Raw genomic sequence first — 23,503 nt, 5'->3', positions numbered from 1 at the left:
GCCAGAACCGGTCGCCCACGCGGCGCCCGCCGACCGGCGTGCGGCGCGGGCGGCCGGAGACGCGGCCGGTGGTCTCCAGGAGTACCTGCCCCGGGAGCCGGGTGGTGAGGGGGTTGACGACATACCGTTGGAGCGCCGTCCGCCGCCGCGGCCTTGCGCGTGCGCCATGCTGCCCTGCCCGCCCTTCCGTCGCCGTCCGTCCAGAGRYGRRMGGCCCCGCCGCGCTGTCGGCGGGGCCTTCCGTCCACACGCAGCCAGCATGATGGATACGGAGGAGACGAGGCTCGCACCGGGCACTGACAACGGCCCGCAGCAGCCGAGTCCTGACAGGCCGCGAGGAGAAGCTGTGGCGCTCCGGGCSGSGWYSCSSCCCCGGGACCCGGCCCCGGGACCCGGYCCCGGGACCCGGCCCCGGGACCCGGCCGCGATGACCGTGGCCGGGGTGACCGACCGTGCAGGCCTCCGGACGGCACCTGTCGGAAGCCTCGCTCGCCGAGCGCGCTTTCGCCGCTCGCACCGACGGTCCGCGCCCGTCGAGCGGGGAGGACGGGGCGCCGGCCACCACATGACCTTTTCCGTGCCGCACCTTCTCCGTGCCGCGCGAAGCCGGTGTCTCCTGCGAGCGGTTGACAGCCCCGAGTGTGAGTGGTTTATTACTCACATGCCCACTTCCACGCCCCAGCGCCAGCTTTCGACCGCCGACGAACGGCGGAGGACGGTTCTTGAGACGGCGGTCAACGCCTTCGCGGACCGGGGGTACTTCGGTACCACGACCTCGGATGTGGCCAAGCGTGCCGGAATCTCCCAGGCCTACGTCTACCGGCTCTTCCCCGACAAGGAGGCCCTGTTCGTCGCGGTGGTGCAGCACTGCTTCGCCCGGGTCCGGGAGAGCCTCGGTGACGGGGCCGCCGCCGCGCGGGGAACCGCGCCGCAGGATGTGCTGGACGCGATGGGTGACGCGTACGCCCGGCTCATCGCGGACCGGGACCTGTTGCTGCTCCAACTGCACGCACAATGCGCGGCGGCAGCGGAGTCGGCCATCCGCGAGGTGGTGCGCGCCGGTTACGCGCGGCTGGTGGAGTACGTGCGAGGGGTGTCCGGCGCGCCGGAGGCCGACGTCCAGCGCTTCTTCGCCGTGGGCATGCTCTGCCATCTCGTCGTCGCCACGGACGCGCACGAGGTCGATGCGCCGTGGGCGCGGACACTGTCCGACAGGCTCCGGCACTACTGAGGCGCGGTCGGCGCCGGGGGAGGGGGTGGGCCGGTGTGCCGCGACGCCGCGGCACACCGGGCCGTGCTCGCTCCACCGGCCGCCGTGTCACGCCGCCCGCGGCGCTTTTTTCGGCCCAGGGAGTGAGTGGTTAACCACTCATCCTCGCGTTCCACGCGCCTGTGCGGCACCACGCGCGGGCCGGCCGCTGGTCGAAGCGGCAGGCCCGCACCACCAACCGACATGCATCCAGGAAAGGAAACCCCGATGATCCACCACTGCGTCCGCTTCACCTTCAAGCCCGGCACCGCACCGCACCAGCTCGAAGAGGCCCTCGCCAGCCTGCGCAATCAGGGCGAGGTCATCCCCTCCGTACGGTCCTTCCTCATCGGCCGCGACCACGGCGGCGCGTACGAGTGGGGCGCCACCTTCCAGCTGGACGACCTCGACGGCTACTGGGAGTACCTTGTCCACCCCGCCCACCGCCGCACCGACGAGATCGGGTTGCCGCTGGTGGACGAGTTCATGTCCTTCGACCTCACGGACGACACGGACCCCGAGGTCGGTCAGCGGATCGAGGCCATGCACCAGCGCCGCTTCGACGCCGACCCCGGGCTGACCCGACTCGTCTCCGACCTCAACGCGTACGAGGGCAGCGCGGCACCGGGCCCCCACGGCGACTGACCCCGACCAGCAGGCCGGGAGGAACGCCGACGCAAGGCCGGCGCCGGCGTTCCTGCTGCTGTCGCACCCCCGTTGGGCGTCATGCCCCGAGCCCGGCGCTCAGCGGGGCCGTCAGACCCCGCCGCCGCTCTCCCCGCCACGCGGGGCCTCGGCGGCGGTGATGGCCGCGGCTGGGCACAGGCCGGCGGCCTGGTGAGCCGCGGCGTGGTGGGCAGGCGCGGGCTCCGGGTCGAGGAGGACCACCAGGCCGTCCGCGTCGCCCTGGTCGAACAATTCGGGGGCCGTCAGGGCGCACATCCCGGCGCCGACGCATCGGTCACGGTCGGCGGTGAGGGTCAGGGCAAAGGTCATCGGGCTACTCCTCGTCCCACGTGACGGGGAGGCTCTCCACGCCGTAGACGTTCGTGTCGACCCGCAGCGGTACCTTCTCCTGCGAGACGGCCGTCCGCAGCGTCGGAAAGCGGGTGAGCAGTGCGGGGAAGGCGACGCTCATCTCGACGCGGGCCAGTTGCTGGGCCACGCACTGGTGGGCGCCGTGGCCGAAGGCCAGGTGTCCGATGGCCTGGCGGCGCAGGTCGAGCCGGTCGGGCTCGGGGTACTTCGCCGGGTCGCGGTTGGCGGCCGGGAAGGAGAGGACGACCGTCTCGCCGGCCTTGATCAGCAGGCCGTCGATTTCGACGTCCTCCAGGGCGGTCCGCAGCCCCAGCTCGGCGATGGTGAGATAGCGCAACAGCTCCTCGACGGCCTGTCCTGCGAGGCTCGGATCGCCGCGCAGGACGGCGGCCTGGTCGGGGTTGCTCAGCAGAGCGAAGGCGCCGAGCCCGAGCATGTTGGCGGTGGTGTCGATCCCGGCCGCCAGCAGGAGGAAGCCGATGCCCAGCAGTTCCTCGTCCGTGAGATCGCTGTCGGTGAGGTCGCTGAGTATGTCGTCGGTGGGGTCGGCGCGTTTGGCGGTCACCAGCTGTGCGAGGTAGGACTGGATCGCCGTGAACGCGGCCATCTTCTCTTCCATGTCCCCGCTGAAGACCGCCGCGGCCTGCTTCTGGAAGGCGTCCCGGTCCTGGTACGGAACCCCCAGCAGTTCGCAGATCATGATGGCGGGGATGGGCTGGGCGAACGCGGTCACCAGGTCCACCGTGGGACCGGCCTTTTCCATGGCGTCCAGGTGCTCGGCGGTGATCTGCTCGACTCGCTCGGTGAGCAACTTCATCCGCCGGACGGTGAACTTGCCCGCCAGCAGTTTGCAGCAGCGTCGAGAAGCCGGTCGCCCACAGCGTGACCCGGCCCCCTCCGCGCAACACGCCCAGGTCGATCTCCAGCCCGACGGTGAACATGAACAGGACGAGGCCCACACCCGCCAGCGCGTGCAGCAGGGGTTGTACCTCGCCGGGGAAGAGGGTCTCGGAGAGACGGGCGCCGACCAGGGTGGGCCCGAGCAGGACCCCGGCGAGTATCTCGCCGATGACCGCGGGCTGGCCCAACGCCCGGGCGGCGGCCCCCAGTACGCGTGCCAGGCCCAGGATCAGGGCCAGGTCCAGGAGCAGGTGGAGCGTCTGCGACTGCGTCACGGTCAGGGGTCTTCCTCGGCGTCCGGCGGGCCGTCGGCCGACGGCCGGGTGCCGGGGGCCGGGGTCCCGCCGTCGCTGGGCAGGACGACACTGGCGGTTCCCTTGTTCAGGTCGATGCGTGTCCGCGGCGGGGCGCCGTCGCCCTCCTCGTCGCGGAGCACCTCCTGCTGTTGCTGCTGCTTGAGCTCGACCAGCTTGTTGCCGTTGAAGATCAGGTTGAACTCGTCGAACGCGTGGCCGGTCAAGGGACGCCGCGAACTGCCCTGCCGGAACAGGAGGCTGCGCCCCTTGAAGAAGCGGCGCAGGACCAGTTCCGTCCCGCAGCAGATGAACAGCAACAACGCGAGCCCGGGAATGACGGCCTCGCTCCACACAAATGACATCGGGTAAGCCTCCTGCTGTCGTGCCGAGGCTATCCGCCGACCGGGGTCCGCTCCTCGAAGATCCGGTGTCCCGTTCCGTCCGGTGCCGTCTCGGACCTTGCACGGCATACAGGCGCGGCGGAGTCTCCAGTGGAGTTCAGCGCCTGCGCAGCCCGAGGAGAATCGATGATCCCGCTCTCGCACGCACAGCAGCGACTGTGGTTCCTCCACCGGTTGGAAGGGCCCAACGCCACCTACAACATGCCGGCCGTCCTGCGGCTGACGGGTGAGCTCGACCGGGCCGCGCTCGTCGCGGCGCTGCAGGACCTCATCGATCGGCACGAGCCGCTGCGCACGGTGTTCGTCAGCCGGGACGACGTGCCCGGCCAGCAGATCCTCGCCCCGGGCGCGGCCCGGCTGGAGGCCGCCGTCGCCGACGTCGCCCCCGAGGAGCTGGACGGCGAACTCGCCGAGCTGGCCGCCGGCGCCTTCGACCTGGAGGCGGAGATACCGATCCGGGCGCGGCTGTTCGCGCTGTCCGAGCGCGAGCACGTGCTGGCGCTGGTGATCCACCACATCGCCGCGGACGGCTGGTCGATGGCCCCGCTCGCCCGCGACCTCACCGCCGCGTACGAGGCGCGCCGCGCCGGGCGCGCGCCGGACTGGCCTCACCTGCCGATCCAGTACGCGGACTACACCCTCTGGCAGCAGGAGCTGCTCGGCGGCGAGGACGACCCGGAGTCCCTGATCAGCGAGCAGGTCGAGTACTGGCGCAAGGCGCTGGCCGGGCTGCCCGACGAGCTGCGGCTGCCGGTGGACAGGCAGCGCCCCGCCGAGCCCGGCAACCAGGGCGGCAACGTCCCGTTCCGGGTCGGCGCGGAGCTGCACCGGAAGCTGTCCGAGCTGGCCACGCGGTCGGACGCCAGCCTGTACATGGTGGCGCAGGCGGGGCTCGCCGCGCTGCTGAGCCGGCTGGGTGCCGGCACGGACATCCCGCTCGGCTCGCCGATCGCCTGCGTCCGCCAACCGGCTGGCACGGCTGCTGGTGGCGCACGGCTGCGGACCGCAGCAGCGGGTCGCGCTGGCCCTGCCGAGGGACGAGCGGCTGCCGGTCGCGATGTGGGCGGTCCTCACCTCCGGTGCCGCGTACGTGCCGCTCGACCCCACTCACCCGGCCGAGCGGGTGCGGTACCTGGTGGAGGACGCCCGCCCGGTGCTGGCGGTGACGGACCGCGCCGGCGCGGCCGTCCTGCCCGACGGCCTGCCCCGTATCGTGCTCGACGACCCGGAGACCCGGGCCGCACTCGCCGGGTTCGGCGAAGGGGACCTCACCGACGCGGACCGGACGGCGCCGCTGCGTCCCGACGACGCGGCCTACGTGATCTACACCTCGGGATCGACCGGGCGGCCCAAGGGCGTGGTGGTCGCGCACCGCGGGGTGGCGAACCTGTCGGCGTGGGCGGGCGAGGTCTTCTGCGCGGACGTGTTCGCGGGCGCGCTGGCCTCCACCTCGGTGACCTTCGACGTCTCCGTCTCGGATATGGTCCTGCCGCTGCTGCACGGCGGCAGCGTCGAGGTGGTGCGCGACGTACTCGCGCTGGCCGACGAGGACCGCCCCGAGGCGAGCCTGGTCTGCACGGCACCGTCCGCGATGTCGGCCGCGCTCGCCACCGGGGGACGGCTACGGATCGGCACCGTCATCCTGGTGGGCGAGGCGGTCACGCCGCGGCTGATGCGGGATCTGCGGGCTGCGGCGCCCGGTGTGCGGATCGCGAACCTCTACGGCCCGACGGAGGCGACCGTCTACGCCACCGAGTGGTACGACGACGGCAACGCCGCGGGCGTGGCACCGATCGGCCGGGCACTGACCAACTACCGCACCTACGTGCTGGACGGCGGCCTGAACCCGGTGCCCCCCGGCGTCACGGGCGAGCTGTACCTCGCGGGGGCCGGTCTCGCCCAGGGCTACTCGGCGCCGTCGAACGGGCAGGCGGTGAAGCGTTCGGCGGTCATCGAGGGCCGCCCGCGTTTCTGCACGAGATCGACCACCCGCTGGCCGGCCTGGGAGAGGACAGCCTGGCCGCGCTGCCGGAGATCCTCGCGCGGCAGACCGCGATGCTGAGGGAGCCGTTCGCCCGCGCGGTCGACACCGACCTGCTGTTCTTCACCGCGCGGCGCAGCCACCCGGACGAGCCGGACTTCGCACTCGGCTGGCAACCGCTGGTCACGGGACGTATCACTCAGATCGAGGTCGACTGCGAACACAACCAGATGACGGAGCCGAAGGTGCTGGAACACATCACCCCTGCGCTGCGGGCGAAACTCTCGACCGGCGGTCGGTGACTCAGGGCCGATTGGCGACGTAGTTCCCACTCGCGGCAGGTAGTACGGATCGGACTATCTCCGTTTGGTGCCGAAGCTGTGACACTGCGGGCGTTCGTGCCCTACTATGCTTGCATCGTCTGCCGTCGACGGGGAAACAACGACGGGACCGAGAGCATTTCGGGGCGAACGTAAAACGGGGGTAGGTTTGCGCATCCGTGTGTCACGTTGGCACGGTTATTTGGCTGCCAGTTGGGCTGGAATTTTCGCCGGCCTGCATTTCTTCTGGGCCCTCGGTGGGGAAGCGGGCCTGGATGTCTCCTCCGGTGAGCGGCTCGCGACCGAACGGCCGGCCTGGTTCGTGGCCGGAGGGCTCTGGGGAGTGGGCTTTCTGTGCCTGATCGGCGCCGCGGTGGCGCTCGGCCTGCGGCGGCGGGGAGTGCGCGGGCGCAGGTGGCGCCTGCTCCAGCTGCTGGGCCTGGCGATCTGCGCGCTGCTGCTCTTCCGGGGCCTTCTCATCGAGGTCCTGCTCGTCTTCGGTGTCTCGGCCGTCGGCGAGGTCAGCGCCGCGCAGAAAGCTTGGACGCTCGCGGTCTGGAACCCCTGGTTCATTCTCGGCGGAGTGCTGTTCGGTCTCGCGGCGAGAAGCTTCGGCAAGGGTATGTCCGACCGCGTGGCAGCGGATGTCGTGGTCACTTCGTAAGTGGTTGAACGTGCAAATGAACTCTGAGTAAATGTTTGGCAATTTCGGGGGGGGGATTGTCCGGGTGACGCCTGCCTACGCATCGGAATTCGTACAGCAACTGCGAGAACTCCGGCTGAGTGTTGGACAGCCTTCTATGCGGCGTCTGCAGCAGTTGGGAGGGAAAACCAGGGCGGCCAATGGCGACGAGGTCGACGCGCTACCGCGGAGTACGGTCTCGACGATTCTGCGCGGCGACAAGCTGCCGCGCTCGGAATTCGTCTCGGCATCCGTCACGGCCTGCCTGGAGTACGGTGGGCAGCCGCCGGAGAAGGTGGCGGAGGTGACCGAACACTGGCTCAGCTGCTGGCGGGCGCTCTACGCGGCAGAGGTGAGGGAAGCTCCCGAGGGGAGCGGCTCCCGGCACGAGCCGGCAGGCCAGGGGCCGAAGGAGCGGAGCGTGCCCCGGCACCTCCCGCCCGACGTGCGGTTCCTGGTCGACCGTGAGGCCGAACTCTCGCTCGCCGACGAGCGGTTCCGCCGGCAGCCCGGAGGGAGCGTCTTCCTCGTGACGGGCCCGGTCGGCGTCGGGAAGACCGCGTTCGCCGTCCGCTGGGGGCACCGTCTGGCTGAGGACTTCCCCGAAGGTCAGCTGTACGTCGATCTGCGGGGTCCGCACGGGCCGTTGGACAGCGGGCAGGCCCTGGGTGTGCTGCTCTCCAGCCTCGGTGTGCGCGAGGAAGACTGCCCGGCGGACCCGTGGCGGCGGATGCAGCGGTACCGGGCGCTGCTCGCCGAGCGCCGCATGCTCGTCGTCCTCGACAACGCCTCCGACGCCGAGCAGGTGCGCCCGCTGCTGGCGACCGGCGAGCACTGCCGGACGATCGTCACCAGCCGCAACCGGATGTCGGGGCTAGGTTCTGTCCGGCGGATCATGTGACCCTCTGACTGGTCGCTCGTTGGTCCGGACATGGGGCGGGGGGATCTGACGAATCACGAGTGGTCGTTGCTGGAACCGCACCTGCCGCCTCTGGGCTGCCGGGGCGGCCGGTGGAACGATCACCGCACCGTGGTCAACGGGATCCTGTTCCGGATCCGAACCGGTGTCCCGTGGCGTGATCTGCCGGAACGCTACGGCTCGTGGAAGACCGTCTATGAACGGCATCGCCGCTGGTCGGCGGACGGCACCTGGAACCGGATCCTGCATTCGGTCCAGGCCGATGCCGACCTGGCGGGGCGGGTCGACTGGTCGACGGTCGGGGTCGACTCGACGTCCTGCCGAGCGCATCAGCACGCGGCTGGCGCCCGCAAGGCCAAGCCGCGGGTCCCGAAAAAAGGACGACGCCCCGGCACCACCGCCCCGACGAGGGACTCGGACGGTCCCGGGGCGGCCTGACCTGCAAGATCCATCTCGCCGGCGAAGGCGGCTGCCGCCCCATGTCCCTCCTGCTCACGCCGGGACAGTGGGGCGACGCACCGCAGATGATCGAGGTCCTGGACCGGATCCGAGTTCCCCGGCTACTGGGCGGAAGGCCCCGGGCCCGGCCGGACCACGTCAGCGGCGACAACGCATACAGCTCTCGCCGAAACCGCCGCTACCTGCGAAGACGCGACATCCGGCACACGATCCCGGAACCGAAGGACCAGCGGGCCAACCGCCGCCGCAGGGGCAGCAACGGGGGCAGGCCCGCCGGCTTCGACCGCGACCGCTATCGGCGACGCAACGAGGTCGAGCGGACCATCAACCGGCTGAAGAACTCCCGCGCGGTCGCGACGCGTTACGACAAGAGGGCCTACGTCTTCCACGGCACCGTCACCGCCGCAGCGATCCGACTCTGGCTCCGTCAGTGATCCGCCGGACAGAACCTAGTGGTCAGAGAGGCCGCACAGCGGCTGGTCCTGGACGTGCTCAGTTCCGAGGCGGCGTGCGCGGTGCTCAGCGCCGTCATCGACGAGGCGCACGTGGTGGACGCGCGCGCCGATCAGCTCGTCCCCGGCATCACCCTGACCGAGCTGGCCGCCAAGCACGCGCTGACCCACGTCACCCTGCCCCCCGCGGTCCTCTCCGCGATGCGGCCCGACGAGCTGCCCGCGGACCTGACCCTCAACCTGGCCGGCGAAGCGTGCCCGGCCGAGACCGTCGCCGCCTGGCCACCGGGCCGCCTCGTGCCGGCGGCGAGCGCACCTACTCCGACTTCTTCCGCAACATCGCGATCTTCGGCTACTACGAGGGCGGCAAGCGGATGCCCGCGCCGAAGCGGGGCAACATCTTCTGCGCCGCCTTCGACGAGGGCTGGTTCTGGTACATCCCGCTGAGCGACACCCTCACCAGCGTCGGCGCTGTGGTGCACCGCGACTTCGCCGAGTCGGTGCAGGGCGACCCCGCCGAGGCGCTCTCGCAGCTCATCGCCAAGTGCCCCCGGATCGACGAGCTGCTGTCCGACGCGCAGCGCGTCACCGAGGGCACCTACGGCCAGGTGCGGGTGAGGAAGGACTACTCCTACAGCAACAACAGCTACTGGCGCCCGGGCATGGTGCTGGTCGGGGACGCGGCCTGCTTCCTCGACCCGGTCTTCTCCTCGGGGGTGCACCTGGCGACCTACAGCGCGCTGCTGGCCGCACGGTCCATCAACTCCGTGCTGGCGGGCGAGGTGGCCGAGGAAGCGGCCTTCACCGAGTTCGATGCGCGGTACCGCCACGAGTTCGGCCTGTTCTACGAGTTCCTGGTGTCCTTCTACGACATGAACAGCGACCACGAGTCGTATTTCTGGCAGGCGAAGAAGGTCGCCGGCTTCGGGGACTCGGAGGTCGAGGCGTTCGTCGAGCTCGTGGGCGGGGTGGCCTCCCTGGACGGTGCTTTCGTGGACGCGGAGTCGGTGCGCACGCGGTTCAAGCACACCTCCGGCGAACTCGAACGGTCGGTGTCCCAGGTCGATCGGACCGGCGGGGACGACGCCACTCCGCTGTACCAGTCGGAGATCATGGGGAGCGTCATGGAGCAGGGCACCCAGATCCAGGCCCAGGCCGCGCTCGGCGGCGACCTCGACCCTGAGGAGGCGCTGTACCCCGGCGGGCTGGTGCCCTCGGCCGACGGCCTGCGCTGGGTGGCGTCGGCCCAGCAGTGAGTCCACGGTCCTGGCTGCGCAGCTTCCACACCGGGCCCGACGTGGCGAGCCGCCCGGTCGAGCTGGTCTGCTTTCCCCACGCGGGCGGTTCCGCCGGCTACTTCGTTCCACTGTCAGCGCAGCTCGAAGGCGTCACCCAGGTCCTGGCGGTGCAGTATCCGGGCCGCCAGGACCGCTGGGGGGAGCCTGCGATCGACAACATCGCCGAGCTCGCCGAGCACGTCGTCGCCGCGCTCGGACCGGCCCGCAGCGGTGGTCGGCTGGCGCTGTTCGGACACAGCATGGGCGCTCTGGTGGCCTACGAGGTGGCCCGCCGCCTGCCATCGGCGCGGCTGTACGTGTCCGGCTGCCCGGCTCCCTCGCGGGGCGTCGAGGCCACGAAGGGGATCAGGGACGACGCAGGGCTGCTCGCGGACCTGCGCAGGCTGAACGGAACGGACGCCGGACTGCTCGCCGACCCGGAGATGCTGGAGCTGATCCTTCCCGCTCTCCGGGCCGACTACCACGCGGTACGGACCTACCAGTGGCAGCCGGGCCCCGAGCCCCGCTGCCCGGTGCGCGTCCTCACCGGCAGCCACGACACCCGCACCCCGCCGCACGTGATGGCCGACTGGAAACGGCACACCACGGGCCCGTGCCACTTCGACGAGTTCGAGGGCGGCCACTTCTACCTGACCGAGCACACCGGCCCGGTAGCGGACCTCCTCGCCGCCGACCTCGCCCAGGCGGTGTGAGGAGCGCTACGCCGCACGAAAAGGCCGTGGCCGCGCCCGTCCTCACCGCCCCTCGCGGGATCGAAGATGCCCGCCGTCTCGAAGGACTCGGCGTAGCGGCTGGAGCGCTACGCCGCACCCTGAAGCACAAAGGCCCTTTCCAGGGGGAAGCCCCAGGCGGGGGCGGACGAGTCGGCCTGTACGCCGGGTTCTGGCCTGCTTCTGGCAGAGCAAGGCTGTGACCTGCGGTTCAGGGCCGACGGGCCGGGCCGCCCAACGCTCTGGGACTTGCGAGGGACTTTTCGTCGTTCAGGGACTCACCGGTGCGTCCGAGAGCCAGGACTCCAGCGACTTCCTGCCGCGCGCGCCGGCCTGCGGCATGAAGTGTGTATAGGTGCGGAGAGTGAAGGCCGGGTCGGAATGACCGAGCCACTTCGCGAGCGAGACGATCGACTCGCCAGCGTCCAGCATGATGGAGGCGTACGTGTGACGAAGTACATGGAAGCCGTGCTCACGGCTGGGCTCCCAGACCCTGGACGGCTTCTCACCCTCCGCTGGTGCAGCAAGGGGTGAGATGACGCCTGCGGCAGCGAGCGCCGGCTTCCACGTTTGCGTGTGCCACACCGACCGGTTGATCACCGACCGCCGGGTGCCTCCGGAGGCGATCAAGGTGACCGTGCGCGCGGTGGTGCCGGTGCGGCGTGCGAGTGGGACGTAGCCGATGCGGCCGAGGGTTTGTCCGAGGCCGCCGAGTCCGAGGGCCCAGGCGGCTTGGGCCGGGGTGGCGCCGCGTTCGGTCATGAGGGGGACCAGTCCGATGACGACGGCGTGGACGGTGAGTGCGGAGAGCGTCATCGCCGCGGTGAGCATCAGGAACGGCCTCGTACGAGCAACGGACTTCCGATCCTGCTCGGCTTCTCCCGGAGCGGGGGTTGCGGCGGGCGGCGGAGGCCAGGGTGCGCGCAGGGCCAGTGCGTGGGCGGGGATGGTGACCAGGGCGAGCACGGCGGCCAGTACGGCGTAGGCCCCTCGCCAGCCGAGATGGTCGGCGAGCGTGGCGGACAGCGGGGCGAAGACTGCGCTGGCCAGTCCGCCGGCGAGGGTGACGATGGTCAGGGCGCGGACCCGGTTGGGGCCCCACCAGCGGGTGAGGGCTGCGAAGGCGGGCGGATAGAAGGTCGCGGCCATCGCGACCCCGGCGCACAGCCAGGCCGTGATGAAGACGGGCAGGCTGGGGGCGGTGGCGATGGCCAGTACGCAGGCGGTGCCGAGGACGGACCCGGCGGTCATGACGGCGCGTGGGCCGCGCCGGTCGAGGATGCGGCCAAGGGGGATCCCGGCGAGTGCGGAGATGAGCAGAGCGGCGGAGAAGGCGCCGGTGCTGGCGGTGGTGGACCAGCCGGTGTCCTTGCTCAGGTGCGGCAGCAGGACGGGGAAGGCGTAGGAGAGAATGCCCCAGCTCGTGATCTGAGTGACGCACAAGGCCGGGAGCGCGGCGCGGGGCCGCGACCGGATGCTGTTCTCGGCTCCGGTCGCGGCCTGCGTGTCTGTCGGGGGGCGAGGCATCGCCGGATCGTCAGCAGCCGCCGCCCGTCGTGGTGGCCGGGGCGCCGATCTGGAGGGTTGCCGGGGCGGCGCAGCAGCCCCCGCCGTCGGACGGGATGGCGTCGGCCTCGTCGTAGAGGCCGGAGCCGCCGCACACTCCGGTCTCGGCGAGGATCAACTCGACCCGGGCGGCGGCCTCGTGGTCCCCGGCGAGCGCGGCGGCGACGGAGCGAGCCTGCTCGTAGCCGGTCATGGCCAGGAAGGTGGGGGCGCGGCCGTAACTCTTCATGCCCAGCAGGTAGACATCCGGCTCGGGATGGGCCAGCTCCTTGGCGCCATGCGGGTAGACGGTGCCGCAGGAGTGGACGTTGGGGTCGATGAGGGGCGCGACCTGCACAGGGGCCTGGAGGCGTGCGTCGAGGTCGAGGCGCAGCTCGTCCAGAAAGGACAGGTCGGGGCGCAGTCCGGTGAGCGCGATGATCTCGTCGACGGGTTCGAGGCGGCGGCCGTCGTCGGTGACGAGGACGAGCCGATCGTCGCCGTCGCGTTCGACAGACTGGGTGCGGAAGCCGGTGGTGGCGGTGGCGTGCCCGGCCTTGACGGCGGCCTTGGCGCGCAAGCCGAGCGCGCCGCGCGCGGGGAGTTGGTCGGCCTCGCCGCCGCCGAAGGTGTCGCTGCCGATGCCGCGGCGCAGCACCCAGGCGGCGTGCGTGCCGGGTTCGTCCTCGGCGAGATCGGCGAGGGCGGCCAGGACAGTGAAGGCGGAGGCACCGGAGCCGACGACGGCGGTGCGCTTGCCCGCGTAACGGGCGCGAACGGCGGGGTCATTGAGGTCCGGGATGCGGTAGGAGATCCGATTGGTCGCTGACCGCTCGCCGAGGGCGGGGAGGCCGTTGCCGCCGAGCGGGCTCGGGGTGGACCAGGTGCCGGAGGCATCGATGACCGCGCGAGCCGAAACCTGCTCCTCGGTGCTGTCCGACAAGGTCAGGCGGAGGACGAAGGGCTGTCCCTCGCGGCCGGCGTCCACGATGCGGTCGCGTCCCGCGCGGGAGACGCCGGTGACGCGCGTGTCGTAGCGCACCCGCTCGTCGAGAACGTCGGCGAGCGGCTGGAGGTAGCGCTCGGCCCAGTCGGCGCCGGAGGGGTAGGTGCTGCCGTCGGGGCGCTGCCAGCCGGTGGGGGCGAGGAGCTTCTCGGCGGCGGGGGCGATCACCTCGTCCCAGGTGGAGAAGAGCCGCACGTGGCCCCACTCCCGTACGGCCGCTCCCGCTTCCGGTCCTGCCTCCAGGACCAACGGTTCGATGTCGCGCTCCAGCAGGTATGCGGCGGTGGCCAGGCCGATCGGCCCGGCGCCGATCACGGCGACGGGAAGCGCGGGGTGCTGCTGCTCGGACATGGGGAGCCCCTTGTTGCTGATTCGAGATTGATCGATACAGTGAGGTGGAGTCTGGCACTCTGAATCGATAGATGTCAATATGGGGGCATGCCGAAGCTGAAGGACCTTCCCGTCGTAGAGCCGGACACCGCGGAAGACGCCATGCCCTGCTGCCCGCCGCTGACCGCGCCGAACCTGTCGGCCGAGGACGCGCAGACGATGGCCAGGATGTTCAAGGCCCTCGGCGAGCCGATCCGCGTGCTGCTCTTCAACCGGGTCGTCGCGCACCCCGAAGGCGAGGTGTGCGTATGTGACCTGGGTGATCTCGGCGTCGCGCAGCCCACGGTCTCCCACCACCTGAAGAAGCTCCGCGACGCGGGCCTCGTTCTCTCCGAGCGCCGGGGAACGTGGGTCTACTACCGCGTCGCCCCCGGCGTTCTGGCGCGGATGGGCGCGATTACGCGCTGACCGGCGGAAGGTCCGCGGGTCAGTCCGCAGGGGTGATCGGTCGCTGTGTCTCTTGGAGTTCGCGCAGCAGGCTGACGGCGAGCATCACGGCCGTCAGCGCGTTGGCCTTGGTGTACTGGGTGGGGCCGACCGCGTGGGAGGTCGCGTGCCGGGAGTGTTGCTCAGGGACCGGCGGGCCGAAGTATTCGCAAAGGGCGGCATGGACGCTGGTGTGGATGCAGTAGGCGCGGAACTTGCCGATGTTGGTGGCCGCCGTGGCCTTCGGCATGCCGGCCTTGGCGCTCTTGTAGTCGAAGTGTCCCTTGCGGTTGGCGAGCGACGGGTCGGCTCGCACGATGGCGAGCAGCACGGTGTCCCATACGGCCGCAGCCAGGGCCTGGCAGGGGGCGGTGCGGCCCTCGGCCAGCAGGCCGAGGCAGTCGTGCAGATGGCTGACATGTAGGGCCAGGTCGTCGCGGCTGGTTGCCTTGAGGGTGTCCCGGCAGTCCTGGATGACGGTGGCGGCGTGTTCCTCCAGGGCAGCGCGGCGGGTGGCACGGTCATCTTCGGCGATCAGGGCGCGTATGACGTCGGCGCCGGGGACCCAGGCCAGAGGTATGCCGTCCTCCATTACCTGCAGCATGGCTACGTGATCGAGTTTCTCGCCCCGCCAGTTTTCCGGGAAGAGGCCCTCCAGTTGGGAGGTGAACTTCTCCCACGGCCCGTTGAGGCTCTTCGCGACATTCAGGGCCCCGGATGCTGCCAGCGGGAATCCAGGCGCGAGATTCCGAAGATCGAGACCGCGAAGCGGGTTCGGGAGGACGTGCCGGTCACCGGTGAGCTTTCGCAGGTGCTCCGCCGCCGTGAACACCCCGGGCCCGAAGAAGGGACGCATGGCCAGGCCGGGGGCGAAGGACTTCAGGAGCCGGGCATGAGCGGCGGCGAGGGGCGACGGCCCGGTGGCACGCAGCAGTGCCTCGCGGAAGGCGGTGCCTCCGAGGTTCTTGCCCAGGACGCTTGAGCTTTCGAGGGCCGCGGCGAGCTCGCGCGGAGTCTGCTTCGCCGCCTCGGCGGACTCGTCGTGATCTTCCTCCGGCTCGGAGGGAAGCTCTTCGGGATCTTGTTCTTCATCCGGCATTGTGCTGATGCTCCCGTGTCAGTGGTGATGCGATGTTATGTCCGAACGGCCGTAGGCGCGGGAGGTTTTCGGTGGTGGTCGGTCATGAGGCTGGCGGCGCGTGAATCGGCTTCGTGTCGGCGGAAGGCGATGCGTAACCTGTCCCCGTCAAGGAGGACAGCGGTGAGTTGGCCAGGTGGGTCGCGGACGGTCCGACCTCGATGCGGGCGGTGTACGCGGGGGCGGTAGAGCACTCCGTCTACGTCGCCCTTGCCGCGCGCCGCAAGGGCGTGGCCCGCGCGCTGGTGGAGGTGCTGGTGGCCTCGACCGAGGCGGCCGGGATCTGGACGGTGCAATCCAGCGTCTTCCCGGAGAACACCGCGAGCCTGAAGCTGCCCGAGCGGGCCGGATTGCGGCATGTCGGGCGCCGCGAGCGGATCGCCCGGCAGCACGGCGTATGGGGGGACACGGTGCTGATCGAGCGCCGCAGCCTGTTGATCGGCTGAAACAAGGGGGCGGAGCGTGGGCGAGCATCTCAGGTACTTCTTCGAGGCGGGTGTCCCGCATACCGCCCTGTGGCCGGACGATCTCGACAGCCCCTACGGATCGCCCTGCGAGCTGGAGCTGCTGCCGATCAGCCGCCCCCTCCGGGCCGAGCTGGCGGGTTTGTGCGAGTGGTACCAGTCCTCCATCGACTGGGACTATCCGCCCGATCCTTCGCCCTGGTCTGCGGAGGAGCGGGCCCGGTTCGTCCGGCGGGCGGACGCCGCGCTGGCTTCCTTGCGCGAGGAGTTGCCGGACGGCTGGACGGTCGAGGACCGGCGTCCGGCTGCGTGAGGCGGGCGTTCAGCCGAGCAGTGCGGCGATCTGGCGCACGGCCTCGCGCGCGGGGCGGCCGACACCGATGAGCGTGGCGGAGGCCGGGCCCGTCCAGTCGCCGTAGCCCAGCAGGTGAAGACGGGGCTCGTCGCGGGCACGGGTGCTCTCCACCGGGATACGGCCCCGGCCTGCGCCGCTCCGGAGCCCGAGCGGGGCGAGATGGGCGAGGGCGGGGCGGAAGCCGGTGGCCCAGACGATCGCGTCCGCCTCCTGGCGGGAACCATTCGCCCACACGGGGCCGCTCACCTCTAGGCGGATGAACATCGGACGGGCAGCGAGCAGCCCATGATCCCGCGCCTCGCGCACGGGCGGGACGGCGACGATGTCGCCGAGCGCGGCGACGCCTCCGGTGTCGGCGCGTCCGGCCTCCAGCGCGCGGCGCCGCGCCGTGGCGGCATCGAAGAGCGCGCGGCCGTCGATGTCGTCGGGCAGCCAGCGCGGCGGTCGGCGGGTGACCCACGTCAGCGAGATCTCCTCGCCGGAGTCGAAGGTAGCGAGGTCGGCGGCGATCTGCGCACCGGAGTTGCCGCCCCCGACCACTACCACGCGCTGACCGGCGAAGTCCTTGGGGTTGCGGTAGTCGGCGGCGTGCACGTGCCGCCCGGCGAAGGCGCGCTGACCGGGCACGGAGGGCCAGAACGGGCGCCACCAGGTGCCCGTCGCGCTGATCACCGTACGGGCCCACCAGCTCCCGGCATCGCCCTCCACGCGCAGCAGCTCGCCGTCCCGGTGAACGCCCCACACCCGGACCGGGCGGACGACGGGCAGGTCGTAGCGCTCCTCGTACGCGGCCAGGTATCGCACCGCGTGCGCGGCCTCCGGATAAGGCTCGCCGGACTGCACGGGCATAGGACGGCCCGGCAGCGAGGAATAGGCCGCGGGCGAGAAGAGGTGGAGCGAGTCCCACATGCGCCGCCAAGCGCCGCCGGGCCGTTCCTGGGCGTCCAGGACGACGAAGTCGAGGCCGGCGCGGCGCAGGTGATAGGCGGCGGCGAGGCCCGCCTGGCCGCCGCCCACCACGACTGTGTCGTACGGCCGCTCGTTCACCAGGCCACCGTTCCGGGCACCGGAGCGTGGGCCTCGGCGCACGCTCCGTACTGCACCTTGCGGACCTCGGCGGAGACCGGGGCGCCGGTGAGCGCGCCCTTGCGGATACGGCTGGTGTCGATCACGGCGTGCGTCGCGCAGACGGCCGTGCCGCAGCTCTGGCGCACGCCGGTGGGCACTCCAGGCAGCGCATCCAAGAATCAGCCTTCCTGAGTTCGGGGTCCGGCCGTGCTGATGGCCTGGGTGCTGAACTTGCGGCGCCAGGCAAGGGAGACGTAGACGAGCGCGATGAGGACAGGCACCTCGATCAGCGGGCCGACGACGCCGGAGAGCGCCTGGCCGCTGGTGACGCCGAAGGTGGCGATGGCGACCGCGATGGCCAGCTCGAAGTTGTTGCCCGCCGCCGTGAACGCGAGGGTGGCGGTGCGGTCGTAGGCGAGGCCGATGGCCTTGCCGAGCGCGAAGGTGCCGAACCACATCAGCGCGAAATAGACCAGCAGCGGCAGCGCGATACGGGCGACGTCCAGCGGCTGCGAGGTGATCGTCTTTCCCTGGAGGGCGAAGAGGATGACGATGGTGAACAGCAGGCCGTAGAGCGCGAACGGGCCGATCCTCGGGAGGAAGCGGTTCTCGTAGCTCTCGGTGCCCAACTTCTTCTCGCCGATACGGCGGGTGAGGAAGCCGGCGAGGAGCGGGATGCCCAGGAAGATGACGACGTTCAGCGCGATCTTCCACATCGAGATGTCCAGGTGCTGTCCCTCGCCCAGGCCCAGCCAGCCCGGAAGAAGGTCGAGGTAGAACCAGCCGAGCACTCCGAACGCGATGACCTGGAAGACGGAGTTCAGCGCGACGAGGACGGCGGCGGCCTCGCGGTCGCCGCAGGCAAGGTCATTCCAGATGATGACCATCGCGATGCAGCGGGCGAGCCCGACGATGATCAACCCGGTGCGGTACTCGGGCAGGTCGGGCAGGAAGATCCAGGCCAGCGCGAACATCACGGCCGGGCCCAGGACCCAGTTGATCACCAGGGAGGAGGCCATGAGTCGACGGTCGCCGGTGACGGTGTCGAGCTTGTTGTAGCGGACCTTGGCCAACACCGGGTACATCATGATCAGCAGACCGAGCGCGATCGGGAGCGAGACGCCGCCGATCTCGACTCTGGACAGCACGTCGTTCAGCCCGGGGATCGCCCGCCCCAGGCCGAGGCCGACGGCCATGGCGGCGAGGATCCACACGGCCAGGTAGCGGTCCAGGGTGGAGAGCTGCTTGGCGACGCTGGAGCCCGTATCGGTCCCGGTATCGGCGGCTCCGGTGTCCGCGGTGGGTTCCGTCTTGCTCACGGGCAGGGCCTCTTCCGGTCGGCGGCGATTGTGGTACGGGCGGTCTCGGCCAGCTCGGTGAAGGCGCCGGCGAGGGCGGTCAGCACCTCGGGCCGCAGCTTGTAGTAGGTGAACCGGCCGCAGGGCTCGGTCTCGACGACGCCCGCCTCGCGCAGCACCCGCAGATGGTTGGACAGGTTCGTCTGCCGCGCACCGGTCTCCTCCACCAGGTGCGTGGTGCACAGCGTCTCGCGGGCCAGCAGCGTCACGATCTCGTAGCGCAACGGGTCCGCGATCACGCGGATCAGGTCCGCGCCCTCCGGAGGGGTCGTGATCACCTCAGTCTTGGCTGACATCATCATGCGCTGATACTCTCACATCAGCTCCGGGTGATGCCAGTGGGTGCTGATTTGTCCCTGGGGTCCGCAGAGGTCCGACAGAAGCGAGAACGCCGTGTCCGAGAAGCCCTCCGTCCTCTTCGTCTGCGTGCACAACGCGGGCCGCTCCCAGATGGCCGCCGCCTGGCTCAACCACCTCGCCGGAGACCGGGTCGAAGTCCGCTCGGCGGGCTCGGCCCCCGCAGACGCCGTGAACCCGGCCGTCGTCGAGGCCATGTACGAGGTCGGCATCGACATCACCGCCGAGACTCCCAAGGTGTTGACCGTCGACGCCGTCCAGGCGTCCGACGTGTGCGTGACCATGGGCTGCGGAGACGCCTGCCCCGTCTTCCCCGGTAAGCGCTACCTCGACTGGAAGCTGGCGGACCCCGCAGGCCAGGGCGTCGAAGCCGTACGACCCATCCGGGACGAGATCAAGGCCCGTATCGAGACACTGCTCAACGAGATCGCCCCAAAAACGCCGGAAGCCGGGAAATGAGTACCGAGACGGGCCATCGGATGCTCAGCCGAGCTGGACGCTGAACGCTACCCGGCCGGACTCCTCGGTACCGGGACGAGGGGTGGGAGGGACTGGCGCGTGGCGCCTGAAACCGGAAGCCAGGAACTGATCGCCTGAAGGTGGTCGGTGGTGCGCAACTCCTGCCCAGCGGGGGGCTTCGTGCGTGGCGTCAACGGCGCCGCCGTTGTAGCTGCTTGACGACGTAGGCTGCATCCCGCCCGACCCCGCGCACCGACGCGGAGGCGTTGCTGCGCTGGTACTCCAGCCCTACGTAGGCCAACCCCCGAACGGTCGTGGAGACCCCGGACCGCTGGAACGGTATGCCGTCGGCGTCCAGCGCGCCTGTCCCAGCCAGGTAGCCCATGTCCGGACGGTAGCCGGTGGCCAGGATCACCGTGTCGACGCGCTCTCGCGCCCCGTCGTGCCACTCGACGCCGTCCTCGCTCAGTCGGGCGAAAAGCCGACGGTGGTCCGGGTTCCCGGACTCCAAGGCGGAGCGGTAACGCCCGTCGTCGATGATCGGCATCGACCTGCTGCCCAGCCAGCGCCCGATCGGCGCGGAATCGATGCCTGTCCGCGTCAGCCACCAGTGCAGGTCCCTGCCCGCGATCCGCTGCGCCTGCCAGCGCAACGGTCCCCTGCTGGTGAGGGTTACCCGCGCCACCCCCGCCAAGTCGGCGGCGATCTGGATCGCCGAATTCCCGCCTCCGACCACTATCACGCGCTGCCCTGCGAACGAGTCCGACGAGCGGTACTCGCACGCGTGCAGCACTGTGCCCGCGAACTCCCCGAGCCCCGGAAGCTCGGGCCGGTACGGATTCCCGAAATACCCGCTCGCCGCGATCACTGCCGCCCCCTCGTGCTGTGACCCGTCCCCGGTGCGCACGGCGAACCCACCCCTGGGTGCTGCCTTCACCGCCTCTACCCGCTGCCCGTAGCGCACTTCCCCGTCGAACCGTCGCGCGTACGCTCGCAGATAGGCCGCCACCTCATCCCGCCGCGGATACCGCTCCCCGTCCCCGGAGAACCGCGCACCGGGCAGCGCGGAGAACCGCGCCGGTGAGAAGAGGGCCAGGCTGTCGTAGTAGCGCGGCCAGGAGCCCCCCACCGCCTCTTCGGAGGCTTCCAGTACGAGGAAGGGCATGCGCGCCGCACGCAACGCGTGGGCAACGGCTAGACCGGACTGACCGCCCCCAATGACGATCACGGGGTTCCTTGTGTTCAGCATGACCTGAGTGTATTGACGTATGCCAAAATAGCAATAGGTGGAGGTGGAGCTAGACTCTGACCAGGGACGAAGGGAGGCGGGAGATGGTCGCACCAGGGCCCCGGCCGGATGCCGACCAGGCCGCAGAACTGCACCCGGCCACCCACGACTTCCTCAAGGCTCTCGCCAACCCGACCCGCCAGAAAGTCATGCTCCTCTTCGCGCAGGGCGCCGAACTCTCCGTCAACGAGGTCGCCGAACAGGCCGGCATCAGCCAGCCCACTGCCTCCCAGCAACTCGCCCTGCTCCGCCGAGGCGGCATCCTCGCCTCCCGTCGCGACGGCAAGGTCGTCCTCTACTGCAGCGACAAGGAAGGCGTCGCCGCTGCCCTCGCCGACCTCCAGGCGTATCTGCGCGTCTGCTGCTGATAACTGACTGCCAAAGTCCTTCGCGGCGGGCATCGAGCAGGGGCGAAGGTTCTGGTTTAACGCCCTTGGTGGCCTGGTAGCGCCCGGCTTGACGCCGCGATCTTTGTGGGAAGTGGCCAAGAGCCGCTGTGGCCACCATCCGAAGATGGACCCCAGGCGCTATTGGACACTGATTGGACAGGCGCTTCTGGACCGTGCAATACAGGAACGCCCTCTGTGGACGGAGGTGAGTGCTCTGATCAGGCACGATGTCACTCTGCGGCACCAGTGGTCACGAGCCAACATGACCGCCCGCGTGCTCGTAATGCGTAGGTCCTAGGTTCTGCGTGCAGCAGAGATACGGCACGCCCTGGGGCCACCGAGCCGCGTACCCAGGACCCCTCGGGGCGGGCTGAGGAAGGCGGACGAGCGTGGCGCCGGACGTTCCCCATCAGGGCTGGAGGCGGAGTCCGCCAGGGACTTTTCAGGGACTTTCAGCTCTGTCCGAGGGACTTGTGAGGGACTTCGAGCCGCGTAAAGCAGCAAGGGTGTGAAAGCCTGGAACGGGCCTCCGTTGCTGGTCAGAGGCCCGTTCCAGGGGGAAGCCCCAGGCGGGGGCGGACGAGTCGGCCTGTACGCCGGGTTCTGTTCCTCCGGGGCCTTGCGGCGCCCGGAGGCGACGGTCATCCATCTAGGGCCGGTGTTGCCACCGGCCTCGTGCGGTCTACCCGCGGACTCGGGCGGGCAGCCCTCGGTCGTCCGCGCAGAGCCGCGCACGCGGCCCCTCTTGACCTTGCTCCGGATGGGGTTTACCGAGCCGCCCAGGTCGCCCTGGGCGCTGGTGGTCTCTTACACCACCGTTTCACCCTTACCGGAAGCCGTACGGATACGGCCCCGGCGGTCTGCTTTCTGTGGCACTGTCCCGCGGGTCACCCCGGGTGGGCGTTACCCACCATCCTGCCCTGTGGAGCCCGGACGTTCCTCGGCGAGAAAGCGGCTCGCTTCCTCGACGCGACCGTCCGGCCGGCTCGTCCGCCGTGCCGACCATGCTACCCGGCGACGGGCGGGGCACCGCACGGCTGTGGTCGGTCGCCTGCGGGCAGTACCGGCCGCCGCCCGCCAGGGGAGGCCGCTCAGCGGCGGTGCAGGTCCTCGGGGGAGAGCTCGCCCGGTGTGCGGTGGCCCGACAGGCCCAGCGTGAGGTCGAGGTCGGCCAGCAGGGAGCGCAGCACGTGGCGTACGCCGTCCTGGCCGCCGTGCGCCAGCCCGTACGCGTACGGCCGTCCGACCAGCACGGCGCGGGCGCCCAGCGCGAGCGCCTTGAGGATGTCGGCGCCGGTGCGGATGCCCGAGTCGAACAGCACCTCCACGCCCGTGCCCTCGAGCGCCCGCACGGCTGAGGGCAGCGCGTCCAGGGATGCCATCGCCCCGTCGACCTGGCGGCCTCCGTGGTTGGAGACGACGATGCCGTCCATGCCCGCGTCGGCGGCGCGGCGGGCGTCGTCCGGGTGCTGGATGCCCTTGAGGACGATCGGCCCGTCCCAGTGCCGGCGCAGGAACGGCAGCCTGTCCCACGACCTGTCCGTACCGGTGAACATCGGCACCCAGCGCAGCACGGCCGCGCCCAGGTCCTCCTCGGGAGGCTTGGCCAGTCCCGCGCGGAAGGCCGGGTCGGAGAACGGGATCGCCGTGCCGACGCCCCGGATGAACGGCAGGTAGGCCCGGTCCAGGTCCTGGGGGCGCCAGGCCAGCGTCCAGGTGTCGAGGGTGACGACGAGTGTGGTGTACCCCGCGCGGCGCGCCCTGCCGAGGATGCTGGCGCACACCTCGTCGTCGTTCGGCCAGTAGAGCTGGAACCAGCGCGAGGCGCCCGCGCCGCCTTCGTCGTGCGCGGCGGCGCCTTCGTCGTGCGTGGCGGCGCCTTCGTCGTGCGCTTCCGCGACGTGTTCGAGGGTGTGGGACGAGGCGGTGGACAGCGTCATCGTCAGCCCGAGCGAGGCCGCGGCGCGTGCGGTGGCCAGCTCTCCGTCCGGGTGCACGATCGACTGCACCCCGAGGGGCGCGAGCAGCACCGGCGCGGGCATCGGGGTGCCCAGCACGGTGGTGCGCAGGTCGCGGTGGGTGGCGTCGGTGAGCATGCGCGGAATGAGCCGGTGGCACTCGAACGCCTCGCGGTTGGCGCGGTGGGTGGCGCCGGAGCCCGCGGAGCCCGCGAGGTAGCCGAAGGCGCCGGCGTCCAGGTGGGCGCGGGCCGAGGCGCCGAGGGCCGTGCCGTCGGTGGTGAACGGCGGCACGCGGTCCTCGAGGCCGTGCAGGTAGATCTCGTTCTGGTAGTGCGCGAAGTGCGTGTGGTGCGCGAGGTGCGCGGGGGCGGGGGCCCCCCCCCCCCCCCCCCCCCCCCCCCCCCCCCCCCCCCCCCCCCCCCCCCCCCCCCCCCCCCCCCCCCCCCCCCCCCCCCCCCCCCCCCCCCCCCCCCCCCCCCCCCCCCCCCCCCCCCCCCCCCCCCCCCCCCCCCCCCCCCCCCCCCCCCCCCCCCCCCCCCGTCCTCGAGGCCGTGCAGGTAGATCTCGTTCTGGTAGTGCGCGAAGTGCGTGTGG

The 23,503-nt window shown here is 70.9% G+C and carries 24 protein-coding genes, 1 other RNA gene and 5 pseudogenes; 15 read left to right on the top strand and 15 right to left on the bottom strand.

Features of this window, described 5'->3' with window-relative positions:
- A pseudogene (locus AB8Z75_RS12035) lies at positions 1–139 on the bottom strand (nitroreductase/quinone reductase family protein); the annotation flags it as partial.
- Positions 140–661: 522 nt separating this feature from the next.
- On the opposite strand from AB8Z75_RS12035, the gene AB8Z75_RS12030 reads away from it, so the two are divergent.
- The gene (locus AB8Z75_RS12030; protein ID WP_369201465.1) at positions 662–1,231 is read left to right on the top strand and encodes a TetR/AcrR family transcriptional regulator; all 570 of its coding nucleotides are present in this window, start codon (positions 662–664) and stop codon (positions 1,229–1,231) included.
- A gap of 246 nt (positions 1,232–1,477) precedes the next feature.
- On the top strand, positions 1,478–1,894 hold the full coding sequence (locus AB8Z75_RS12025; RefSeq protein WP_369201464.1) for a Dabb family protein: 417 nt from the start codon (positions 1,478–1,480) through the stop codon (positions 1,892–1,894).
- Between the two features lie 111 nt (positions 1,895–2,005).
- On the opposite strand, the gene AB8Z75_RS12020 is transcribed toward AB8Z75_RS12025, so the two are convergent.
- From AB8Z75_RS12020 to AB8Z75_RS12005, 4 genes and pseudogenes are all read right to left on the bottom strand, one after another.
- Positions 2,006–2,245: a ferredoxin gene (locus AB8Z75_RS12020; RefSeq protein WP_369201463.1), complete on the bottom strand. Its 240-nt coding sequence runs from the start codon at positions 2,243–2,245 to the stop codon at positions 2,006–2,008.
- A gap of 4 nt (positions 2,246–2,249) precedes the next feature.
- Positions 2,250–3,137 (bottom strand): annotated as a pseudogene (locus AB8Z75_RS12015) (cytochrome P450); the annotation flags it as partial.
- Between the two features lie 46 nt (positions 3,138–3,183).
- Positions 3,184–3,462, bottom strand: a pseudogene (locus AB8Z75_RS12010) (cation:proton antiporter); the annotation flags it as partial.
- 2 nt (positions 3,463–3,464) lie between these two features.
- On the bottom strand, positions 3,465–3,845 hold the full coding sequence (locus AB8Z75_RS12005; protein WP_369201466.1) for a DUF6191 domain-containing protein: 381 nt from the start codon (positions 3,843–3,845) through the stop codon (positions 3,465–3,467).
- Between the two features lie 165 nt (positions 3,846–4,010).
- Between AB8Z75_RS12005 and AB8Z75_RS12000 the strand changes: the two are divergent.
- The 8 genes and pseudogenes from AB8Z75_RS12000 to AB8Z75_RS11965 form a co-directional block, all read left to right on the top strand.
- Positions 4,011–4,778, top strand: a pseudogene (locus AB8Z75_RS12000) (condensation domain-containing protein); the annotation flags it as partial.
- 22 nt (positions 4,779–4,800) lie between these two features.
- The gene (locus AB8Z75_RS11995; RefSeq protein WP_369201462.1) at positions 4,801–5,946 is read left to right on the top strand and encodes an AMP-binding protein; all 1,146 of its coding nucleotides are present in this window, start codon (positions 4,801–4,803) and stop codon (positions 5,944–5,946) included.
- Positions 5,940–6,167: a hypothetical protein gene (locus tag AB8Z75_RS11990; protein ID WP_369201467.1), complete on the top strand. Its 228-nt coding sequence runs from the start codon at positions 5,940–5,942 to the stop codon at positions 6,165–6,167. Before AB8Z75_RS11995 ends, AB8Z75_RS11990 begins: the two co-directional genes overlap by 7 nt.
- 199 nt (positions 6,168–6,366) lie before the next feature.
- Complete coding sequence (locus AB8Z75_RS11985) at positions 6,367–6,849, top strand: DUF3995 domain-containing protein (RefSeq protein ID WP_369201461.1); 483 nt, start codon at positions 6,367–6,369, stop codon at positions 6,847–6,849.
- Positions 6,850–6,985: 136 nt separating this feature from the next.
- A complete protein-coding gene (locus AB8Z75_RS11980) occupies positions 6,986–7,768 on the top strand; it encodes a hypothetical protein (protein WP_369201460.1) in 783 nt (260 codons plus the stop codon).
- 30 nt (positions 7,769–7,798) lie between these two features.
- Positions 7,799–8,679 (top strand): IS5 family transposase gene (locus AB8Z75_RS11975; RefSeq protein WP_369201459.1). Its coding sequence is split into 2 segments (ribosomal slippage): positions 7,799–8,159 and positions 8,159–8,679, totalling 882 coding nucleotides; the frame shifts between segments, so codons are not numbered across the junction.
- A 272-nt stretch (positions 8,680–8,951) separates the two neighbouring features.
- Positions 8,952–9,953 carry a tryptophan 7-halogenase gene (locus AB8Z75_RS11970; RefSeq protein WP_369201458.1) on the top strand — a complete coding sequence of 334 codons (1,002 nt, stop codon included), beginning with the start codon at positions 8,952–8,954 and terminating at the stop codon, positions 9,951–9,953.
- Positions 9,950–10,687 carry a thioesterase II family protein gene (locus AB8Z75_RS11965; RefSeq protein ID WP_369201457.1) on the top strand — a complete coding sequence of 246 codons (738 nt, stop codon included), beginning with the start codon at positions 9,950–9,952 and terminating at the stop codon, positions 10,685–10,687. Before AB8Z75_RS11970 ends, AB8Z75_RS11965 begins: the two co-directional genes overlap by 4 nt.
- Before the next feature lie 288 nt (positions 10,688–10,975).
- Here AB8Z75_RS11965 and AB8Z75_RS11960 read toward each other — a convergent pair whose 3' ends face one another.
- The gene (locus AB8Z75_RS11960; protein WP_369201456.1) at positions 10,976–12,232 is read right to left on the bottom strand and encodes an MFS transporter; all 1,257 of its coding nucleotides are present in this window, start codon (positions 12,230–12,232) and stop codon (positions 10,976–10,978) included.
- Positions 12,233–12,242: 10 nt separating this feature from the next.
- Positions 12,243–13,607 carry an NAD(P)-binding domain-containing protein gene (locus AB8Z75_RS11955; protein WP_369201455.1) on the bottom strand — a complete coding sequence of 455 codons (1,365 nt, stop codon included), beginning with the start codon at positions 13,605–13,607 and terminating at the stop codon, positions 12,243–12,245.
- An 87-nt stretch (positions 13,608–13,694) separates the two neighbouring features.
- On the opposite strand from AB8Z75_RS11955, the gene AB8Z75_RS11950 reads away from it, so the two are divergent.
- Positions 13,695–14,054, top strand: a complete 360-nt coding sequence (locus AB8Z75_RS11950; RefSeq protein WP_369201454.1) for an ArsR/SmtB family transcription factor — start codon at positions 13,695–13,697, stop codon at positions 14,052–14,054.
- Positions 14,055–14,073: 19 nt separating this feature from the next.
- Here AB8Z75_RS11950 and AB8Z75_RS11945 read toward each other — a convergent pair whose 3' ends face one another.
- Positions 14,074–15,171 carry a hypothetical protein gene (locus tag AB8Z75_RS11945; protein WP_369201453.1) on the bottom strand — a complete coding sequence of 366 codons (1,098 nt, stop codon included), beginning with the start codon at positions 15,169–15,171 and terminating at the stop codon, positions 14,074–14,076.
- Between the two features lie 152 nt (positions 15,172–15,323).
- Between AB8Z75_RS11945 and AB8Z75_RS11940 the strand changes: the two are divergent.
- Positions 15,324–15,656 (top strand): annotated as a pseudogene (locus tag AB8Z75_RS11940) (N-acetyltransferase family protein); the annotation flags it as partial.
- Positions 15,657–15,672: 16 nt separating this feature from the next.
- Positions 15,673–15,987 (top strand): hypothetical protein, encoded by a 315-nt coding sequence (locus AB8Z75_RS11935; protein ID WP_359196312.1) that lies wholly within the window; start codon positions 15,673–15,675, stop codon positions 15,985–15,987.
- A 9-nt stretch (positions 15,988–15,996) separates the two neighbouring features.
- Here AB8Z75_RS11935 and AB8Z75_RS11930 read toward each other — a convergent pair whose 3' ends face one another.
- Genes AB8Z75_RS11930 through AB8Z75_RS11915 form a run of 4 tightly spaced genes read right to left on the bottom strand, consistent with a single transcriptional unit; the run spans position 15,997 to position 18,751 of the window.
- Complete coding sequence (locus AB8Z75_RS11930) at positions 15,997–17,076, bottom strand: ArsO family NAD(P)H-dependent flavin-containing monooxygenase (protein ID WP_369201452.1); 1,080 nt, start codon at positions 17,074–17,076, stop codon at positions 15,997–15,999.
- A complete protein-coding gene (locus AB8Z75_RS11925) occupies positions 17,073–17,273 on the bottom strand; it encodes a hypothetical protein (RefSeq protein WP_369201451.1) in 201 nt (66 codons plus the stop codon). Before AB8Z75_RS11925 ends, AB8Z75_RS11930 begins: the two co-directional genes overlap by 4 nt.
- A 3-nt stretch (positions 17,274–17,276) precedes the next feature.
- Complete coding sequence (arsB, locus tag AB8Z75_RS11920; RefSeq protein WP_369201450.1) at positions 17,277–18,416, bottom strand: ACR3 family arsenite efflux transporter; 1,140 nt, start codon at positions 18,414–18,416, stop codon at positions 17,277–17,279.
- A complete protein-coding gene (locus tag AB8Z75_RS11915) occupies positions 18,413–18,751 on the bottom strand; it encodes an ArsR/SmtB family transcription factor (RefSeq protein ID WP_369201449.1) in 339 nt (112 codons plus the stop codon). Before AB8Z75_RS11915 ends, arsB begins: the two co-directional genes overlap by 4 nt.
- Before the next feature lie 97 nt (positions 18,752–18,848).
- Here AB8Z75_RS11915 and AB8Z75_RS11910 point away from each other — a divergent pair, with 97 nt between their 5' ends.
- A complete protein-coding gene (locus AB8Z75_RS11910; protein WP_369201448.1) occupies positions 18,849–19,271 on the top strand; it encodes an arsenate reductase ArsC in 423 nt (140 codons plus the stop codon).
- A 190-nt stretch (positions 19,272–19,461) separates the two neighbouring features.
- Here the strand turns inward: AB8Z75_RS11910 and AB8Z75_RS11905 are convergent, their stop codons facing one another.
- Positions 19,462–20,520, bottom strand: coding sequence for a flavin-containing monooxygenase (locus AB8Z75_RS11905; protein WP_369201447.1), 1,059 nt, complete (start codon positions 20,518–20,520; stop codon positions 19,462–19,464).
- Between the two features lie 83 nt (positions 20,521–20,603).
- Here AB8Z75_RS11905 and AB8Z75_RS11900 point away from each other — a divergent pair, with 83 nt between their 5' ends.
- Positions 20,604–20,927 carry an ArsR/SmtB family transcription factor gene (locus tag AB8Z75_RS11900; RefSeq protein ID WP_369201446.1) on the top strand — a complete coding sequence of 108 codons (324 nt, stop codon included), beginning with the start codon at positions 20,604–20,606 and terminating at the stop codon, positions 20,925–20,927.
- A gap of 597 nt (positions 20,928–21,524) precedes the next feature.
- Here the strand turns inward: AB8Z75_RS11900 and rnpB are convergent.
- Both rnpB and AB8Z75_RS11890 read right to left on the bottom strand, forming a co-directional pair.
- Positions 21,525–21,937, bottom strand: an RNA gene (gene rnpB, locus AB8Z75_RS11895) — RNase P RNA component class A.
- Positions 21,938–22,039: 102 nt separating this feature from the next.
- Positions 22,040–23,200, bottom strand: coding sequence for an alpha-hydroxy-acid oxidizing protein (locus AB8Z75_RS11890; protein ID WP_369201445.1), 1,161 nt, complete (start codon positions 23,198–23,200; stop codon positions 22,040–22,042).
- Between the last annotated feature and the right edge of the window lie 303 nt (positions 23,201–23,503).

Origin of the sequence: Streptomyces sp. PU-14G (assembly GCF_041028275.1) — a bacterium.
In the GTDB taxonomy this organism is placed as follows: Bacteria; Actinomycetota; Actinomycetes; order Streptomycetales; family Streptomycetaceae; genus Streptomyces.
The sequence above is the reverse complement of the archived record's forward strand: the minus strand, read 5'-3'. Positions and strand labels throughout refer to the sequence as shown.